We start from the raw sequence: 18,557 nt of genomic DNA on the forward strand, positions 1-18,557 counted from the left end.
CAGTCAGCGCATCCCGTCGCGGTACTGGCTGGGCGTCATGCCGGTCCAGCGCTTGAACGCCCGGCTGAAGCTGCTGGTGTCGGCAAAGCCCAGGAGAAAGGCGATTTCACTGAGCGAGCTGCCTGGGTCGCGCATGTGCAGCAATGCCAGGTTCTGTCGGCACTGGTTCAGCAGCAGGTCGTAGCTGCAGCCTTCATCGGCCAGGTGCCGTTGCAGGCTGCGCAGGCTCAGGTGCAGGTGCTGGGCGATGCGCTCCGCCGAGGGTTCGCCTTCGGGCAGTTGCGCTTCGATGGCAGCACGCACTTTGCGCTCCCAGGTCAGGGGGCTGAGTTTTTCCAGCGTGCGATTGAGCACGGCCTCGTTGTGCTCGGCCAGTTCCGGGTTGGCATCGTCCAGATGGCTGTCGAAATCGGCGCAGGCGAACTCCAGCAGGTTTTCCGTGGCGCCGAAGTGCAGCGGCGCACGGAACACGTCATGCCAGGGCTTGGCGTCGGCAGGCTCGGGCCTGACCAGGTGCACCGCCAGCGGCGCGTAATGCCGGCCCAGACGGTTGCGGCACGTCCTCACGTAAATCGCCGCGAAGGCATCCATGGCCTCATTGGCCGGCATCGGCCCGCCCTCGGGCACGCGAAAGCGAAACTCGTAACGCTCGCCCACGCGGATGAAGCTCAGGTCCAGCGCGTCGCTGACCACCGGGTGGTAGCGCACGATCCGCTCGAACACTTCACGCAACGAACCGCTGGCCACCAGCGCGTAGCCCAGGGCGTGGAAGGTGGTGGGGCTGACGAACCGCGACACCCGCAAACCCAGCGCCGGATCGCCGCTGGCCTGCACCGACAACTCCCAGAAACGCGTGGTCACGGCCACCGGATAGCGCGCGTTGGGGTCGTCCATCAAGTGCGGGTCCAGCCCCGCCGCCTGGCTCAGCGCGAGACTGTCCAGGCCCAGCGCGTCGAGTTGCTTGCGCAGGGCACGGGTCCAGCTGGCGAGAACACTTGGGTCAGACATAAAGATTGGCGCCTGCGGTCAACAGCTTGGCGTCCACGGCCGGGCAGTCTTGGGCCCTGCACGGCACAGTGGAGCCTCGTTTTTCTTCATCATAAAACCGGAGAATGGAAGCATGCACGAGACTTCTGCAAGTGCGGCCGGACTGAATGCACAACAGCGATCAGCCCATATTCGCGCGGTGGTTACGGCCCGCGGTGTCGAGTTGCGCCAGCGCTACCCGATCCTTGCGCATCAGGATGCAATCGGCGCCGGCATTCTGCTGTTCGCGCTGGCGGGCATGACTGGCTGCGCAGCGCTCTACCTTGGGGGTTACATGGCCTGGTGGGTGTGCCTGTTGCTCAATGCCTTCTTCGCCTCGCTGACCCACGAACTGGAGCATGACCTGATCCACAGCATGTACTTTCGCAAGCAGCGCGTGCCCCACAACCTGATGATGGCGCTGGTGTGGATGGCGCGCCCGAGCACCATCAACCCATGGATTCGCAGGCACCTGCACCTCAATCACCACAAGGTGTCCGGCACCGAGGCGGACATGGAAGAGCGGGCCATCACCAACGGCGAACCCTGGGGCATCGCGCGGCTGCTGATGGTGGGCGACAACGTCATGTCGTCGCTGATCCGCATGCTGCGGGCCAGAACCTGGACGCACAAGTTGAGCATCCTCAAGCGCACCTTGCGGGTGTATGCGCCGCTGGCCTTGCTCAACTGGGGCGCCTGGTATGTGTTCCTCGGCTTTCATGCGGCCAACGGCGTTGCGAGCCTGATGGGCACTTCGCTGGCCTGGTCCGGCGACACCCTGGCCGTGATGCAGGTGATCGACATCGCCGTGGTAGTGCTGGTGGGCCCCAATGTATTGCGCACGTTCTGCCTGCATTTCGTCAGTTCCAACATGCATTACTACGGCGATATCGAGAGTGGCAACGTCATGCAGCAGACCCAGGTGCTCAACCCGTGGTGGCTGTGGCCGATGCAGGCGTTCTGTTTCAATTTCGGCAGCACCCATGGCATCCATCACTTTGTGGTGAAGGAGCCGTTCTACATCCGCCAGTTGACCGCGCCGGTCGCGCACCGGGTCATGGCCGAGATGGGTGTGAGGTTCAACGACTTCGGCACCTTCGCCCGAGCGAACAGATTTGCGAAAAGTCTGGCGGGATAAAAATTTCTGTAACAACCCCACCGTATTCTCTGCTCATCCCCGGCGAGCTGGGGGCAGACAGCGTGATTTATCAGGGCCGCTCCTTAAGGCAGGGGGTGGCCCTCTTTTTTTTCCGGCGGCAATCACCTGTTTTTGCGATATATGAATTCGAGTTATTAATAAATATCTTCTTATTCTTTTTCGAATATATATCCCATCCCTATACTCGCCGCCATGAACGCAAAAATGCAGGAGGCGAAGGCCATGCATAACGAATCGATCCGTTACCTGATCGTGCCAGGCTGGCAAGGATCCGCCGAAGACCATTGGCAGACCCATTGGCAAAACAGCTTGCCCAACAGTGTGCGCGTGGAGCAGGCCAACTGGCTCACGCCGCGGCGTGAAGACTGGGTCGGTGAGTTGCAACGGGCCATCGCTGCCGACAGCTCGCCGGTGATCCTGATCGCCCACAGCCTGGGCTGCGTGACCGTGGCTCACTGGGCGCAACTGGCGCCGCTGGAAACCTTGCGTCAGGTGCGTGGTGCTCTGCTGGTCGCCCCGGCAGACGTCGAGCGGCCCAACTGCCCGCCTGCCATCCGCAATTTTGCGCCTGTTCCCGAGCACTTGCTGCCATTCCCGGCGCAAGTGGTCAGCTCCGACAACGACTCTGCCGTCAGCGCCTTGCGGGCGATGGAAATGGCCCGCAACTGGGGCGCCGAGATCGGCATCCTGAGCGGCGCCGGGCACATCAACGTGAAGTCCGGTCATCAGCGCTGGGAGCAGGGTTTCGCCTACCTCTACCGCCTGCAGAGCCGCATCGAACAACAGGCTCGCCGCCGAGCATGAGTGCGCATAACACGATCTTTTTCGCCGCAGTGATCCGACAGGCGCTGCGGCCTTTTTTTTAACGCTCAAGTCCACGGAAGGCTTGGGCGGGAGACTGCCATGAGCCAGACCGACGTACCCACCCAGCCCCTCCTCACATTCCCCGAAGCTGAAAAAAGCCCCCTGAGCATACGCGCCAAGGCGCTGGTGTTTTTCGACCCGCGCTCACGCCGCCTGCGCGAAGAAATGGAGCAACTGGCGCCGCTTGACCTGCCGGTGCTGATTCGTGGCGAACCGGGCACGGGCAAGGAGCTGCTGGCGCGGCACATTCATCGCGGCAGTGACCGTTCTGGGCTTTTTGTATCGGTCAACTGCGGCTCGATCAGCCCCACTTACGCCGATGCCGAATTGTTCGGCTACGCCGCAGGCGCCCACAGCGGCTCGGCCAGCAGCCGGGCGGGCTGGTTTGGTTCGGCCACGGGCGGCACGCTGTACCTGGATGAAATCGCCGATCTGCCGCTGACGATTCAGATCAAGCTACTGGCGGCGCTGGAAAATCACGAAGTGACCCGCGTGGGCGCGTCCCAGCCGAGCCCGGTGGACGTACGCCTTGTTGCGGCCACCAGCATCGACCTGAGCCTGGCCGTGGCCGCCGGGAAGTTTCACGAGCGGTTGTATCGTTACCTGAGCGAGGGGCGGCTGGATCTGCCGGCGCTGCGCGAACAGCCGGGCAACATCCTGCCGCTGGCCGAGTACTTCCTGGGGATCTACAGCCAGCGCCTGGATTTCGAGATGCCGTTGATCAGTGAAGCGGCCCAGAGTGTGCTCGAAGCGCACTACTGGCCGGGTAATACCCGGGAGCTTGAGAACGTCATTCACTTTGCGCTGCTGGTCAGCAGCGGGGGGGAGATTCTGCCGGAGCATTTGAACCTCCCGCAAAAAGTCTGAATTTGCGGTGAGCACTTGTAGGAGCGCGCTCGCCCGCGACGGCGGTGTGTCAGGCACCATGCCCATGACAGACACACCGCCGTCGCGGGCAAGCGCGCTCCTACAAGGTGCATGTTAGACGCATCGCTAGTGGCCAAAAGCCTTCTGAGAACTAAAAAGCATATGCCCGAGATGAAAAAGTATTGTCTCGGAATAAAAAATCTCGGTAATGTCCGCCTCAGCCGCCAACCCGACCGGTTCGACTCCGCGGCACTCTCAATAAGGGTTGCCCACAAGGTGACCGGTTCATCCTAAGGAATTCGCATGAAAAAGACCTTGTTGTTCACCGCACTCGCGGCTGCCCTTTCCATCGGCGCGGCTCAAGCCGGCGAGAAACTGGTTGTCGGCGCGACGCCGGTTCCCCACGCCGAGATCCTGGAGCTGATCAAGCCTGAGCTGGCCAAGGAAGGCGTGGATCTGGAAATCAAGGTCTTCACCGACTACGTACAGCCAAACGTTCAACTGAACGAGAAACGCCTGGACGCCAACTACTTCCAGACCAAGCCTTACCTGGACGGCTTCAACAAAGGCAAGGGCGCGACCCTGGTCACCGGCGTTGGCGTACACGTTGAACCGTTCGGCGGCTACTCGAAGAAGTACAAGTCCCTGGCTGACCTGCCAGTGGGCGCGACCATCGCCATTCCAAACGAAGGCAGCAACGCCGGCCGTGCACTTCTGCTGCTGCAGAAGGCTGACCTGATCAAGCTGAAAAACCCGACCGACGCTCTGGCAACGCCGAAAGACATCGCCGAGAACCCGAAGAAATTCAAGTTCCGCGAGCTGGAATCGGCTGTACTGCCACGTGTTCTGGATCAGGTCGACCTGGACATGATCAACACCAACTACGCGCTGGAAGCCAAGCTGAGCCCGAAAAAAGACGCGCTGATCCTGGAAGGTGCCGACTCGCCGTACGTGAACTACCTGGTGACCCGCACCGACAACGCCCATGCTGACGCTATCGAGAAGCTGTCCAAGGCGCTGACCAGCCAGCAGGTCAAGGACTTCATCAACAAGAAGTACGACGGCGCGGTATTGCCAGCGTTCTGATGATGTAACGTTCGCAGACTAATCCCGTAGCAGCACGGCTTGCCGGCGGGGGCGGTGTATCAGTCGAATAATGTTTGTCTGACACACCGCTCCCGCCGGCGAGCCGTGCTGCTACGGACCGGTGGCGATCAGTTCGTAAGATTTCCAACGCCGACGGCCTGTACTCGCGTCGGCGTTTTTGCGTGCGTGCCCAGGGCACGGCCCAACGCACGCTCAAGGGCAATGAGCAGCTTGACGTTGTCTTCCTGAGCCTTGTCGAGCGCGTTGTCGTTTCCACGTACCGGCATGATCGGTCCTCTTTTTGTTATCCCTGACATCGGTGGATCGCAGGTGCTTCACTGCGAGACCGGGGATAGACACTTATCTTGCTCCCTGGGTTCGCACCCGAAGATAAGAATTTGGTAACGCCATGGTTACCAGGAGATGGCATATCAATAGCGCTAGTACGTTCAGCGCTAACCATATTCCGCAACGGTATTTAAATATCGTTTCTTATATCTATAAAGTCTCTACTTCAAAGCCAATGCCTTTTTGGAGTCGGAGTACTCATGCCAGCAGCCTCCCAAGCTTCTACGTCCGCACAAGCGCCGGATCAGCAGTTCGATGTACGTCCATTCGCCGGAAAGGTGGGTGCCGAGATCGTCGGTCTGGACCTGTCCCGCCCGCTCAATGACGCAGACTTCGCCCGTGTGCATCGCGCGCACCTGGATCATCACGTCGTGGTCTTCCGCGACCAACAGATCACCCCGCAACAACAGATCGATTTCAGCCGCCGTTTCGGTGTGCTGCAGATTCACGTACTCAAGCAGTTCCTGCTCGCCAACCATCCGGAAATCCTGATCGTCTCCAACATCGTCGAGAACGGTCAGCCGGTGGGCCTGGGTGACGCCGGCAAATACTGGCACTCGGACCTGTCCTACAAGGAACTGCCGAGCCTGGGCTCGATGCTTTACGCCCAGGAGCTGCCAAGCGAAGGGGGCGACACCCTGTTCGCCGACATGCACCAGGCCTGGGAAACCCTGCCTGAGCACCTGCGCAAAGCCGTCGAAGGCCGCAGTGCCGTGCACAGCTACACCTCGCGCTACCGCGATGGCCGCAACGCCGAAAACTGGCGCCCGACCCTGAGCGCCGAGCAACTGGCCCAGGTCGCCGTGGTCAGCCACCCGATCGTGCGCACGCACCCTGAGAACGGCCGCAAGGCGCTGTTCGTCAGCGAAGGCTTCACCACTCATATCGTCGGTATTCCTGAAGACGAAAGCCGCGCAATCCTGGACGAGATCTACGCCCACAGCGTGCGTCCGGAAAACGTGCTGCGTCACAAGTGGCAGGAAAACGACATGGTCTTCTGGGACAACCGTTCGCTGATCCACCTGGCGGGCGGTACGCCGGATCACCTGCGCCGTCGTCTGCACCGCACCACCATCCAGGGCGATGCTCCGTTCTGATTCATGCACCAATCCGGGAGCCCGCTCCATGAATGCTGTTCTGCAAAGCCACACGGCTAGCGATCGCTTGAACGCGCAACAGGCCAACCAGCCTACCGCTGAAGCGCTGTTGCAAGTCCAGGGCGTAAGCCTTGAATACCGCACGCCGGAACGCGTGGTGCGGGCCACTCACCAGGTGAGTTTTGAAATCGACCCGGCCGACCGCTTCGTGCTGCTCGGCCCCTCGGGTTGCGGCAAGTCGACGCTGCTCAAGGCCGTGGCGGGATTCATCGCCCCGGTTGAAGGACAGATTCGTCTCGCTGGCCAGCAGGTCAGGGAACCGGGCCCGGACCGCATCGTGGTGTTCCAGGAGTTCGACCAGTTGCCGCCGTGGAAAACGGTGATCGAGAACGTCATGTTCCCGTTGCTGGCGTCGCGCACCCTCAAGCGCCGCGAGGCCGAAGAGCGGGCGCGGCATTATCTGGAGAAGGTCGGGCTGAGCGCGTTTGCCAATGCGTATCCGCACACCTTGTCCGGCGGCATGAAGGCCCGCGTGGCGATTGCCCGTGCGCTGGCGATGCAGCCGAAGATCCTGCTGATGGACGAGCCGTTCGCGGCGCTCGATGCCCTGACCCGCCGCAAGATGCAGGAAGAGTTGCTGGAGCTGTGGGAAGAGGTGCGCTTTACCTTGCTGTTCGTCACGCACTCCATCGAGGAAGCGCTGGTGGTGGGCAACCGGATCCTGCTGCTGTCGCCCCATCCGGGACGCGTGCGGGCGGAGATCAACAGCCACCAGTACGACCTGAAAAGCCTGGGTGGCGTGGATTTCCAGCGCTCGGCGCAACGCATCCACAACCTGCTGTTCGACGAGGGTGATGCGCCGGTGGTCGAGCAGGATCTGCGGTTTCAGGATATCCGGATTGCCTACTAACACCGCCCTCTCTTGTAGGAGCGCGCTTGCCCGCGACTGCGATCGATCAGCGACGCAACCGCTGAATGACACAACGCCATCGCGGGCAAGCGCGCTCCTACAGGACGGTGGCCCATACGAGATTTCACCATGAGCCTTTCACCCCCGATCCGCGAGGAATACGAAATCGCGCTGGAGCCTTTCACCCAGGCTGACCTTGCGCGTGAGATTCCTCTGGCCCAACGCATCTGGCAACAGGGCTGGGTGCGCAAGACCGTGATCCTGATTGCCCTGGCGGTGATCTGGGAGATCGCGGCGCGCATCCAGGGTAACGACCTGCTGCTGCCCAGCTTCCTGCAAACCGCCAAGGCCTTTGTCGATGGCGTCGTCACTGGCGAGCTGCTGGCCAAGGTGTGGATATCCCTGACCGTACTGGTCAAGGGTTACCTGATCGGCATCGTGCTGGCGTTCGGCATGACCACCCTTGCCGTCTCGACCCAACTGGGCCGCGACCTGCTCGGCACGCTGACCTCCATGCTCAACCCGCTGCCGGCCATCGCGCTGTTGCCGCTGTCGCTGTTGTGGTTCGGCCTGGGCGAGAACAGCCTGATTTTCGTGCTGGTGCATTCGGTGCTGTGGGCGCTGGCGCTGAACACCTACGCAGGGTTTCTCGGCGTTTCGGAAACCCAGCGCATGGCCGGTCGCAACTATGGCCTGAAGGGCATTCGCTTCGTCTGGCACATCCTGATTCCCGCCGCGCTGCCGTCGATCCTGGCCGGCTTGAAGATCGGCTGGGCCTTCGCCTGGCGCACGCTGATCGCCGCCGAGCTGGTGTTTGGCGCCTCTTCGGGCAAGGGCGGCCTTGGCTGGTACATCTTCCAGAACCGCAACGAGCTGTACACCGACAAGGTATTCGCGGGGCTGGCGGCGGTCATCATCATCGGCCTGCTGGTGGAAAACCTGTTGTTCAGCAATGTAGAGCGCCTGACCGTGAAGCGTTGGGGCATGCAGCGCTAACTGTTCCCGTAGCAGCACGGCTTGCCGGCGGGGACGTACTCAAGATCGCTCCCGCCGGCAAGCCGTGCTGCTACGAAATCTTCATCCACTTCAATGGTTTTTTATTTGTGAGGGCTTCATGGGGAATTCAATCAAACGCCCGCTGCTGACTGCGCTGGCGGCAACTCTGGGTCTGGTGGGCGTGCTGTCGAGCAGCGGTGCCCAGGCCGAAGGCAAGATCAGCATCGCCCAGCAATTCGGTATCGGTTACCTGATTCTCGACGTGGTGCAGCAACAGAAGCTGATCGAGAAGCACGGCAAGGAGCAGGGCATCGACATCAAGGTCGACTGGAATAGCATCTCCGGCGCTACCGCGATGAACGAAGCGCTGCTGGCGGGCGCGCTGGATGTGGTATCGGCTGGCGTGCCGCCGATGCTGACCATCTGGGACCGCACCAAGGGCAAGCAGAACGTGAAGGCCATCGCCTCGCTGGGATCGATGCCCAACTACCTGCTCAGCAACAACCCGAACGTGAAGACCCTCAACGACTTCACCGACAAGGACCGCATTGCCGTGCCGGCCGCCGGTGTGGGCTTCCAGTCGCGGACCTTGCAGATCGAAACCGCCAAGCTGTTCGGTAACGACAACTTCAAGAAATTCGACAACATCTCTGTCAGCCTGCCGCACCCGGACGCCACTTCGGCGCTGATCGCAGGCGGCTCGGAAATCAGCGCGCACTTCTCAAGCCCGCCGTTCCAGTACCAGGAACTGGAAAACGACAAGGTGCACAAGGTGCTGAGCTCCTACGACGTGCTGGGCGGCCAGGCGACGTTCAACGTGCTCTACACCACCCAGAAATTCCACGACGAAAACCCCAAGACCTACAAAGCGTTCTACGACGCGCTGGCTGAAGCCGAGAAGATCATCAAGGCCGACAAGAACGCAGCGGCCAAGACCTACATCGAGGTCGAGAAATCCAAGCTGCCGTTGCCGCTGGTGGAGAAGATCGTCTCCGATCCGGAAATCGACTTCACCGTCGTGCCGCAACGTACCTTCATCTACGCCGAGAAGCTGCATGAACTGGGCGTGCTGAAGAACAAGGCCGACAGCTGGAAGGATTTCTTCTTCGAAGAAGCCCACGGCGGCGCGGGTAGCTGATCCCATCCTGTAGGAGCGCGCTTGCCCGCGAACGCGGTGTGTCAGCTGGAAAGTGTGGCACAGGCAGATCGCGGTCGCGGGCAAGCGCGCTCCTACAATGGTTGTGGTGGGGGCGGTTTGGGCAATGCCATGAGCGTTGAAAGGAACCCTGATCTACGCTCAGAGTCGCATGGTCACGTCGCGCCAGTCTTTCTGGCCACGTTGTGGACAACGGACTCGCCGCAAAGGAGCTTGCATGCCCGCCCAACCTTCGACGCGTGGATTGAGACTGCCCATTCTGGGTCTGAACCTGGGCCTGTGCCTTTGCCTGGCGCTGATGGCCGGATGTGGCGACAAGAAACCCAGCGAACCGGCGCGCCCGCGCGTTCAGATTCAGGAAGTCAAAACCGCTGAATTCGCCGCCGCCGTCACCCTGACGGGCGATATCCAGGCCCGGGTGCAGACCCAGCTCTCGTTCCGCGTGGGCGGCAAGATCATTCAGCGTTCGGTGGATGTGGGCGATCGCATCACCGCCAAGCAAGTGCTGGCCAGGCTCGACCCCAAGGATTTGCAGACCAGCGTCGATTCGGCCGTGGCTGCCGAAGCCGCCGAGCAGGCGCGGGTCAAACAGACCGCTGCAGCCTTCGTGCGCCAGCAGAAACTCCTGCCCAAGGGTTACACCAGCAAGAGCGAATATGACTCCGCCCAGGCGCAACTGCGCAGCAGCCAGAGCGCGCTCAAGGCCGCCCAGGCGCAACTGGCCAATGCCCGCGAGCAACTGGGTTACACCGCGCTGATCGCCGATGCGCCGGGGATCATCACTGCGCGTCAGGCGGAAGTCGGCCAGGTGGTGCAGGCGACGATGCCGATTTTCAGCCAGGCCCGCGATGGCGAACGTGACGCGGTGTTCAACGTCTACGAATCACTGTTCGTTCAGCCGCCCACCGATCAACCGGTGGAGGTCACCCTGCTCGACAACCCGAAAATCAAGGCCAGCGGCAAGGTGCGCGAAGTCACCCCGGCGGTGTCCGCGCAGACCGGAACTTTGCAGGTAAAAATCGCCCTCAGTTCGTTGCCCGAAGGCATGGACCTGGGGTCGGTGGTCAGCGCCGCGCTGACGGTGCCCGCCAGGCAAAGTGTCGAACTGCCCTGGTCGGCGCTGACCAAGGGCCTGGGCGATCAGCTCGGCCAGCCTGCGGTGTGGGTGGTTGATGACCAGAACAAGGCCAGCTTGCGTGGCGTCAAGGTGGGGCGCTATCTGACCGGCAAAGTCATCATCGTCGATGGCCTGAAAAACGGCGAAAAGGTGGTGATCGCGGGTAATCAGCTGCTGCACCCGGACATGCAGGTCGAACTGGCCCAAGTCTACAAACAACCGACGGGAGCAACGCAATGAAGCGTCTGCCGCTGGTGATGATGGGCGCGCTGCTGTTGGCGGCCTGTAGCAAGGAAGAGCCTGCGCCGGAGCCGGTTCGCCCGGTGCTGTTCATGGAGGTCAAGCCTCAGGCCGAAGAGAGCCTGGGTCGCTTCGCCGGCAACATCGCGGCGCGCTATGAAAGCACCCTGGGTTTTCGTGTCTCGGGACGCATCGCGTCGCGCAGCGTCGATGTCGGCAGCGAGGTGGAAAAAGGCCAGCTGCTGGCCACCCTCGACCCCACGGACTTGCAAAACCAGGTACGCGCCAGCCAGGGCGACCTTGCCAGGGTGCAGGCGCAGTACATCAATGCCCAGGCCAATGCCCGGCGCCAGCAGGAGCTGTTCGACCGTGGCGTGGGCGCCCAGGCGGCGCTGGACGTCGCGGTGACCGACCTGAAAACCACCCAGTCGTCCTTCGATCAGGCCAAGGCCTCGGTGCAGCAGGCGCAGGATCAATTGAGTTACAGCGAATTGCGAACCGACCACGCCGCCGTCGTCACTCAATGGAAAGCCGAGGCCGGGCAAGTGGTCAGCGCCGGTGAACAGGTGGTGACCCTGGCTCGCCCCGACATCAAGGAAGCGGTGATCGACCTGCCCGCGCCGCTGGCCGAACAGTTGCCGCAGGATGTGGTGTTCAAGGTCGCCAGTCAGCTTGAGCCGGACATCAACACCACCGCGACCCTTCGCGAACTGGAACCCCAGGCCGAAAGCTCGACCCGCACCCGTCGTGCACGCCTGACGCTGGCTGACACGCCAACGGCATTCCGGCTGGGCACGGCGATCAGCGTCACCCTGAGTTCGGCCATCGAGCCGCGCATCGAGTTGCCCGCCAACGTGCTGCAGGAAGCCGACGGCCAGACCCGGATCTGGATCGTCGACATGCAGAGCCAGACGGTCTCACCGCACCCGGTAAAAGTCGTCAGCCGTGACGGCAACACCGTGGTGCTGGCCGGTGGAGTCAAGGGTGGCGAGCGCGTGGTCACGGCCGGGGTGAACAGCCTCAAGCCCGGTCAGAAAGTCAAAGTCGATAAGGACAGCCCACGATGAAAGGGAACTTCAACCTCTCCGAATGGGCGATCAAGCATCAGTCCTTCGTCTGGTACCTGATGTTCGTCGGCCTGCTGATGGGCGTGTTCTCCTACATGAACCTGGGCCGCGAGGAAGACCCGTCGTTCACCATCAAGACCATGGTCATCCAGACCCGCTGGCCCGGCGCGACGGTGGACGAAACCCTCGAACAGGTCACCGACCGCATCGAGAAGAAGCTCGAAGAGCTCGACTCCCTCGACTACGTGAAAAGCTACACCCGGCCAGGGGAATCGACGGTCTACGTCTACCTGCGCGACACCACCAGCGCCGCCGCAATTCCTGAAATCTGGTACCAGGTGCGCAAGAAGATCGACGACATTCGCGGCACCTTCCCCCAAGGCATTCAGGGGCCTGCGTTCAACGACGAATTCGGTGACGTGTTCGGCTCCATCTACGCTTTCACTTCCGACGGCCTGACCCTGCGCCAGTTGCGCGATTACGTGGAGCAGGTGCGGGTGCAGATTCGCGATGTGCCGGGGCTGGGCAAGATCCAGATGATCGGCCAGCAGGACGAAGTGATTTACCTGAATTTCTCCACTCGTAAGCTGGCGGCGCTGGGGCTCGATCAGCGGCAGGTCGTGCAGAGCCTGCAAGCGCAGAACGCCGTGACGCCTGCGGGGGTGATCGAAGCCGGGCCCGAGCGGATTTCCGTGCGCACCTCCGGGCAGTTCGAGTCGGAGAAAGACCTCGAGAACGTGAACCTGCGGCTCAATGACCGTTTCTATCGGTTGAGCGACGTCGCTGAAATCAGCCGCGGCTATGTCGATCCAGCCAAGCCGCTGTTCCGCTTCGACGGCAAGCCTGCCATTGGCCTTGCCATCGCGATGAAGAAGGGCGGCAACGTCCAGGAGTTCGGCAAGGACCTGCACGCGCGCATGGACCAGGCCACCGCCGACCTGCCCATCGGGGTGGGTGTGCACGTCGTGTCCGATCAGGCGCAGGTGGTCGAGAAGGCCGTGGGCGGCTTTACCAGTGCGCTGTTCGAGGCGGTCATCATCGTGTTGGTGGTCAGCTTCATCAGTCTTGGCGTACGTGCAGGGTTGGTGGTCGCGTGCTCGATCCCGCTGGTGCTGGCGATGGTCTTCGTGTTCATGGAATACAGCGGCATCACCATGCAGCGTATCTCCCTCGGCGCGCTGATCATCGCGCTGGGCCTGTTGGTGGACGACGCGATGATTACCGTGGAAATGATGGTCACCCGCCTGGAACTAGGGGATTCCAAGGAACAGGCCGCGACCTTCGCCTACACCTCCACGGCGTTCCCGATGCTGACCGGGACCCTGGTGACCGTGGCCGGGTTCGTGCCCATCGGCCTGAACGCCAGTTCGGCGGGCGAGTACACCTTCACCCTGTTTGCGGTGATTGCCGTGGCGATGCTGGTGTCGTGGGTGGTCGCGGTGCTGTTCGCGCCGGTGATCGGGGTTCACATCCTCAGCGACAAGATCAAGAAACATGACGAGAAACCACCGGGACGCATCGCCCGGGGCTTTAACGCGTCGATGTTCTGGGCCATGCGCAATCGCTGGCTGGCGATCATCATCACCATCGCGCTGTTCGCCACCGCGCTGTTTTGCATGCGCTTCGTGCAGAACCAGTTTTTCCCGTCATCGGACCGTCCGGAAATCCTGCTGGACCTCAACCTGCCGCAGAACGTTTCAATCAACGAGACGCGCAAGGCGGTCGACAGGCTCGAAGCGATCATCAAGGACGACCCTGACATCGTGCGCTGGAGCACCTACATCGGCCAGGGCGCGGTGCGGTTCTACCTGCCGCTGGACCAGCAACTGGAAAACCCTTACTACGCGCAACTGGTGATCGTCAGCAAGGGCCTGGAAGAGCGGGGCGCGCTGATGGAACGGCTGAAAAAGCGCCTGCGCGAGGACTTCGTTGGCATCGGTACCTACGTGCAGCCGCTGGAGATGGGCCCGCCGGTGGGAAGGCCGATTCAGTACCGGGTCAGCGGCGACAACATCGATCAGGTGCGCCAGCACGCCATCGACCTGGCCACCCTGCTGGACAAGAACCAGCACATCGGCGAGATGATCTACGACTGGAACGAGCCGGGCAAAGTGCTGCGCATCGACATCAACCAGGACAAGGCTCGCCAGTTGGGGCTGTCGTCCGAGGACGTGGCGCAACTGATGAACACCATCGTGGTGGGCGCCAACGTCACCCAGGTGCGTGACGACATCTACCTCATCAACGTGGTCGGGCGTGCGGTGGATTCGGAGCGCGGCTCGCCGGAAACCCTGCAGAACCTGCAGATCGTCACCCAGGGCGGCACCTCGATTCCGTTGCTGGCGTTCGCCAATGTGCGGTATGAGCTGGAGCAGCCGCTGGTCTGGCGCCGCGACCGCAAACCGACCATTACCCTCAAGGCGGCGGTGCGCGACGAGATCCAGCCTACCGATCTGGTCAAGCAGCTCAAGCCCGATATCGACAAGTTCGCGGCCGACCTGCCGGTGGGTTACAAGATCGCCACGGGCGGTACGGTAGAGGAGAGTGGCAAGGCCCAGGGGCCGATTGCCAAAGTGGTGCCGTTGATGATCTTTTTGATGGCGACCTTCCTGATGATCCAGCTGCACAGCGTGCAGAAGATGTTTCTGGTGGCCAGCGTCGCGCCGCTGGGCCTGATCGGCGTGGTGCTGGCGCTGGTGCCGACGGGCACGCCGATGGGCTTCGTGGCGATTCTGGGGATTCTCGCGCTGATCGGCATCATCATCCGCAACTCGGTGATTCTGGTGACGCAGATCCACGAGTACGAGGTGGCCGGCTACCTGCCGTGGGACGCCGTGGCCGAAGCCACCGAGCACCGCCGCAGGCCGATCCTGCTCACCGCCGCAGCCGCGAGCCTGGGCATGATCCCCATCGCCCGGGAAGTGTTCTGGGGGCCGATGGCCTACGCGATGATCGGCGGGATCATCATCGCCACGCTGCTGACCCTGCTGTTTTTGCCGGCGCTGTATGTGGCCTGGTACAAGATCAAGGAGCCAACCAAAGAGCAGCGCGAGAAGGCCGAAGCCGAGAAACAGCGGCGCAAGGAGGAACAGAGCGACGAAGGGGCACATCCAGCAGTGGAATGATCCTCAGTTTACTCCGTAGCAGCACGGCTTGCCGGCGGGAGCGGTGTGTCAGCCAATCATTATTCGACTGATACACCGCCCCCGCCGGCAAGCCGTGCTGCTACGGGGATGCGGATGCGTCAAACCCTGCGCCAGACACTCGCCAGCCACGGCTGCTGCTCTCGCGGCAATCCCGCCGGACGGTAATAATGCTCGACCTCGACAAACCCCGCCTCAGTCAGCAACCCACTCCAGGACGCCAGATCATGGAACGAGCCATAGCGCTCGCCCTTCCAGCCTTCCTGATTGCTTCCCCGCGGGTTTGAACTGAACAGCACACCACCGGGTTTGAGCGCTGCTCGCAATTCTTTCAGCACCCGAGGCAGTTCCTGGCGGGGAACGTGGAACAGCGAGGCATTGGCGAAAATCCCGTCAAAACGCTGGTCAGGCAGGTCCAGCTCCAGAAAGTTCTGATGAAAAACCTCGCAACCACTGTCGGCCCGGGCCATCTCGGCGAAGCGCTCAGAGCCATCCAGACCGACCGCGACATGCCCCATGGCGGTAAAAGTGCGCAGGTCCCGTCCCGGTCCGCAGCCGAAATCCAGAATCTGAAACGGCCCCTGGCCCTGAATATTGCGCAACAAGGCGTCGATGTTCTGGCTGACATCGTGATCGCGCGTACCCTCACGAAAATCCTCTGCAACATCGTTGTAGTTGCCAAGGGTGACGGCAGTGATCTGGGCGAGGTCCTGCGGATCGAGTTTCATCGGTACACATTCTGAGCGGGGAAGCGGCCAATATACCCCGCCCCTCGCTTCCCGCAACCTGCCCTGTAGCAGCACGGCTTGCCGGCGGGGGCGGTGTGTCAGATAAAGAATTTCCGACCGACACACCGCCCCGCCGGCAAGCCGTGCTGCTACGAGGTCAGCGCTTGTTCAACCGCAACGCCAGTCGGTCACCGCCCAGTTGAATCACGGCGACCAGAATCACCAGCAACACGATTACGGTCAGCATCACCTGCGTGTCGAAACGCTGGTAACCGTAGCGGTAGGCGATGTCGCCCAGGCCGCCTGCTCCGATGGCGCCGGCCATGGCCGATGAGTTGATCATGGTGACCAGGGTGATGGTGAAGCCTCCGACGATGCCGGGCAGGGCTTCGGGCAGCATGACGTGCCAGACGATGTGCCAGCGGCGGCAGCCCATGGCTTGGGCGGCTTCGATCAGGCCGTGGTCGACTTCGCGCAGGCTGACTTCGGCGATGCGGGCGAAGAACGGCGTGGCGGCGATGGTCAGCGGCACGACGGCGGCCCACACGCCATAGGTGGTGCCGACGATCAGCCGGGTGAAGGGGATCAGCGCAACCATCAGGATCAGGAAGGGCACCGAGCGAAAGATGTTCACGAAGGCGCCGAGCACGCGGTTGACGTTCGGCGCTTCGAAGATACCGCCCTTGCCGCTGGTGACCAGAACCACCGCCAACGGAATCCCCAGAATCAGTGCGATCAGCGACGACACGCCCACCATCAGAAAGGTGTCGATGACGCCTTGCCACAAACGATCAAGCCACATAACCCAGTACCTTCGCGTGTTGCGCCTGTTTGCGGGCGCGGATGAGCAGTTCGTCCACCGACAGTGGCGAGTGAGCGACGGCGAGCAACAGGTGACCCAAAGCTCGCCCCTGAATCCGTTCGACGCCGCCATGCAACAGGCTGACCCGCCCGCCGAAGGCATTGAACAGCGCGGACAGGTCCGGCTCGCTGCCATTGCCGCCGGTGAATTGCAGGTCCAGTACCACGCTGGCATGGCTGGCCGACGGCTGGGGTTGCAGACGTGCCTGCAGGTCATCCGGGAGCGCGTGTTGCAGCGGCGCGAGCAGGGTCTTGCTGACCTCGTGGCGAGGGTCGCCGAACACCTGCCACACCGGGCCTTGCTCGACGATCCGGCCCTGTTCGAGCACCACCACGCGGTCGCAGATTTCCCGGATCACGGCCATCTCGTGGGTAATCAGAATGATCGTCAGGCCAAGGCGCTGATTGATCTGGCGCAGCAGGCCCAGGATCGACTGCGTGGTTTCCGGGTCCAGGGCCGAGGTCGCTTCGTCGCACAGCAGGATGGCCGGGTCATGCACCAGGGCGCGGGCGATCCCGACGCGCTGTTTCTGGCCGCCCGACAGTTGCGCCGGATAGGCGTGGTGCTTGTCCTGCAGGCCCACCAGCTCCAGCAACTCGGCGACTTTGCGCTGGCGCTGCGCCTTGGGCACCTTCGCCACTTTCAATGGCAACTCGACGTTCTGCCACACGGTCTTGGCCGACATCAGGTTGAAGTGCTGGAAGATCATGCCGATGCGTCGACGAAGTTCCACCAGCTTGTCTTCGTTGAAGGCGGCGATGTCGATCTGATCGATCAGCACCCGGCCGCTGCTGGGTTGTTCAAGGCGGTTGATGGTGCGGATCAGCGACGATTTGCCTGCGCCACTGCGGCCAATGATGCCGAACACCTCGCCGCGCTGGATATTCAGGTCGATGCCTTGCAGTGCCGCAACCGGTCCCTGCTGGCCCTCGTACACCTTGCCCAACTGGCTGAAACGCACGTGGGCACTGGCTTTTTCCGGGTGCAGTTCGGTCTGGACGGCGCTATGGCTATCGGGCGTTTGCAGCGAGTGTGAGCGTTGCGCGGTGGCGGTCATGGTCAGTTCTTCCAGCCGACTTGGTACAGCGAGCCATTCACTTTATCCAGCGAGGCGCGTACCACAGGGGAGTGTTGGTAGATGTCGATGAACTTCGCCAGGCGCGGGTCGTTCTTGTGGTCCGGCTTGATGACGAACTGGATGACGTACTCGGGGTGATCGAGGCCGTCGAAGAGAATCGCCGAGCCTGCGTCGAAGGTCTTCGCCAGGCGAATGTAGGCCGGGTAGCCCTGCACCAGGTCGGCGTCGTCATAGGCGCGCACCAGTTGCACCGCCTCGACCTGAATGATCTTGAGCTTCTTGGGGTTGGCCGTGATGTCGTCTTCGGTGGCCTTGTAGCCCACGCCCGGCTTGAGGGTAATCAGCCCGGCCTTGGCCAGCAGTTGCAGGCCGCGCCCGCTGTTGATCGGGTCGTTGGCGATGGCCACGCTGGCGCCGGTGGGCAGCTCGTCGAAGCTTTTGTACTTCTTCGAATACAGGCCCACGTTGTTGATGATACCGGGGGCAAAAGGCACCAGGTCGAAACCGGAGGCAGCCTTGGCGTTCTCAAGGAAAGGGATGTGCTGGAAGTAGTTCACGTCGATGTCGCCGGCGTTGAGGCTGACGTTGGGCGCGATCCAGTCGGTGTATTCCACCAGCTCGACTTTCAGGCCCTGCTTGTCGGCCTCGGCCACGGCGGCTTCCAGCGGGATGGCGAACGCGGCGGTGGTGCCGACCTTCAAGGGTTGTTCGGCGGCGTGGGTGATGCCGGTGAACAGGCCCAGTGAGAGGGCCAGGGTGAGGAGGGTTTTTGTCATGTTGTCGTCCGATTGTTCAGTCTGAAGAAGTCGTTGT

Annotated in this window: 16 protein-coding genes and 1 pseudogene; 11 read left to right on the forward strand and 6 right to left on the reverse strand. The window is 62.1% G+C overall.

The window, feature by feature from the left end:
* Positions 1 to 3 precede the first annotated feature (3 nt).
* Positions 4 to 1,008, reverse strand: a complete 1,005-nt coding sequence (locus tag ACIPO9_RS24490; protein WP_400784006.1) for an AraC family transcriptional regulator — start codon at positions 1,006 to 1,008, stop codon at positions 4 to 6.
* A gap of 112 nt (positions 1,009 to 1,120) precedes the next feature.
* On the opposite strand from ACIPO9_RS24490, the gene ACIPO9_RS24495 reads away from it, so the two are divergent.
* The 4 genes and pseudogenes from ACIPO9_RS24495 to ACIPO9_RS24510 all read left to right on the forward strand — a co-directional run bounded on the left by ACIPO9_RS24495 (position 1,121) and on the right by ACIPO9_RS24510 (position 5,002).
* Positions 1,121 to 2,164 (forward strand): fatty acid desaturase, encoded by a 1,044-nt coding sequence (locus tag ACIPO9_RS24495; RefSeq protein ID WP_400784007.1) that lies wholly within the window; start codon positions 1,121 to 1,123, stop codon positions 2,162 to 2,164.
* 243 nt (positions 2,165 to 2,407) lie between these two features.
* Positions 2,408 to 2,989, forward strand: a complete 582-nt coding sequence (locus ACIPO9_RS24500; protein ID WP_274134178.1) for an alpha/beta hydrolase — start codon at positions 2,408 to 2,410, stop codon at positions 2,987 to 2,989.
* Positions 2,990 to 3,088: 99 nt separating this feature from the next.
* Positions 3,089 to 3,904 (forward strand): annotated as a pseudogene (locus tag ACIPO9_RS24505) (sigma 54-interacting transcriptional regulator); the annotation flags it as partial.
* A gap of 315 nt (positions 3,905 to 4,219) precedes the next feature.
* Positions 4,220 to 5,002 (forward strand): MetQ/NlpA family ABC transporter substrate-binding protein, encoded by a 783-nt coding sequence (locus ACIPO9_RS24510; RefSeq protein WP_274134179.1) that lies wholly within the window; start codon positions 4,220 to 4,222, stop codon positions 5,000 to 5,002.
* A gap of 128 nt (positions 5,003 to 5,130) precedes the next feature.
* On the opposite strand, the gene ACIPO9_RS24515 is transcribed toward ACIPO9_RS24510, so the two are convergent.
* On the reverse strand, positions 5,131 to 5,289 hold the full coding sequence (locus ACIPO9_RS24515; protein WP_274134180.1) for a hypothetical protein: 159 nt from the start codon (positions 5,287 to 5,289) through the stop codon (positions 5,131 to 5,133).
* A gap of 261 nt (positions 5,290 to 5,550) precedes the next feature.
* On the opposite strand from ACIPO9_RS24515, the gene ACIPO9_RS24520 reads away from it, so the two are divergent.
* The 7 genes from ACIPO9_RS24520 to ACIPO9_RS24550 all read left to right on the forward strand — a co-directional run bounded on the left by ACIPO9_RS24520 (position 5,551) and on the right by ACIPO9_RS24550 (position 15,058).
* Positions 5,551 to 6,447 carry a TauD/TfdA dioxygenase family protein gene (locus ACIPO9_RS24520; RefSeq protein ID WP_400784009.1) on the forward strand — a complete coding sequence of 299 codons (897 nt, stop codon included), beginning with the start codon at positions 5,551 to 5,553 and terminating at the stop codon, positions 6,445 to 6,447.
* A 28-nt stretch (positions 6,448 to 6,475) separates the two neighbouring features.
* Positions 6,476 to 7,357: an ABC transporter ATP-binding protein gene (locus ACIPO9_RS24525; RefSeq protein ID WP_400611066.1), complete on the forward strand. Its 882-nt coding sequence runs from the start codon at positions 6,476 to 6,478 to the stop codon at positions 7,355 to 7,357.
* Positions 7,358 to 7,486: 129 nt separating this feature from the next.
* Positions 7,487 to 8,353, forward strand: a complete 867-nt coding sequence (locus ACIPO9_RS24530) for an ABC transporter permease (RefSeq protein WP_274134182.1) — start codon at positions 7,487 to 7,489, stop codon at positions 8,351 to 8,353.
* 118 nt (positions 8,354 to 8,471) lie between these two features.
* Positions 8,472 to 9,491: an ABC transporter substrate-binding protein gene (locus ACIPO9_RS24535; RefSeq protein WP_274134183.1), complete on the forward strand. Its 1,020-nt coding sequence runs from the start codon at positions 8,472 to 8,474 to the stop codon at positions 9,489 to 9,491.
* Positions 9,492 to 9,807: 316 nt separating this feature from the next.
* The gene (locus ACIPO9_RS24540) at positions 9,808 to 10,866 is read left to right on the forward strand and encodes an efflux RND transporter periplasmic adaptor subunit (protein ID WP_400784036.1); all 1,059 of its coding nucleotides are present in this window, start codon (positions 9,808 to 9,810) and stop codon (positions 10,864 to 10,866) included.
* Positions 10,863 to 11,933 carry an efflux RND transporter periplasmic adaptor subunit gene (locus ACIPO9_RS24545; protein WP_400611074.1) on the forward strand — a complete coding sequence of 357 codons (1,071 nt, stop codon included), beginning with the start codon at positions 10,863 to 10,865 and terminating at the stop codon, positions 11,931 to 11,933. Before ACIPO9_RS24540 ends, ACIPO9_RS24545 begins: the two co-directional genes overlap by 4 nt.
* The gene (locus tag ACIPO9_RS24550; RefSeq protein ID WP_274134185.1) at positions 11,930 to 15,058 is read left to right on the forward strand and encodes an efflux RND transporter permease subunit; all 3,129 of its coding nucleotides are present in this window, start codon (positions 11,930 to 11,932) and stop codon (positions 15,056 to 15,058) included. Before ACIPO9_RS24545 ends, ACIPO9_RS24550 begins: the two co-directional genes overlap by 4 nt.
* A 119-nt stretch (positions 15,059 to 15,177) precedes the next feature.
* Here ACIPO9_RS24550 and ACIPO9_RS24555 read toward each other — a convergent pair whose 3' ends face one another.
* The 4 genes from ACIPO9_RS24555 to ACIPO9_RS24570 form a co-directional block, all read right to left on the reverse strand.
* Positions 15,178 to 15,804 carry a class I SAM-dependent methyltransferase gene (locus ACIPO9_RS24555; protein WP_400784011.1) on the reverse strand — a complete coding sequence of 209 codons (627 nt, stop codon included), beginning with the start codon at positions 15,802 to 15,804 and terminating at the stop codon, positions 15,178 to 15,180.
* 157 nt (positions 15,805 to 15,961) lie between these two features.
* Entirely contained in the window at positions 15,962 to 16,606 is a 645-nt protein-coding gene (locus ACIPO9_RS24560) for a methionine ABC transporter permease (RefSeq protein ID WP_400784013.1), read from the reverse strand.
* Entirely contained in the window at positions 16,596 to 17,723 is a 1,128-nt protein-coding gene (locus tag ACIPO9_RS24565; RefSeq protein ID WP_400784015.1) for a methionine ABC transporter ATP-binding protein, read from the reverse strand. Before ACIPO9_RS24565 ends, ACIPO9_RS24560 begins: the two co-directional genes overlap by 11 nt.
* A 2-nt stretch (positions 17,724 to 17,725) precedes the next feature.
* Positions 17,726 to 18,520 (reverse strand): MetQ/NlpA family ABC transporter substrate-binding protein, encoded by a 795-nt coding sequence (locus tag ACIPO9_RS24570; RefSeq protein ID WP_274134189.1) that lies wholly within the window; start codon positions 18,518 to 18,520, stop codon positions 17,726 to 17,728.
* Between the last annotated feature and the right edge of the window lie 37 nt (positions 18,521 to 18,557).

Origin of the sequence: Pseudomonas sp. NPDC090203 (assembly GCF_044746765.1) — a bacterium.
Taxonomy (GTDB): domain Bacteria; phylum Pseudomonadota; class Gammaproteobacteria; order Pseudomonadales; family Pseudomonadaceae; genus Aquipseudomonas; species Aquipseudomonas putida_AD.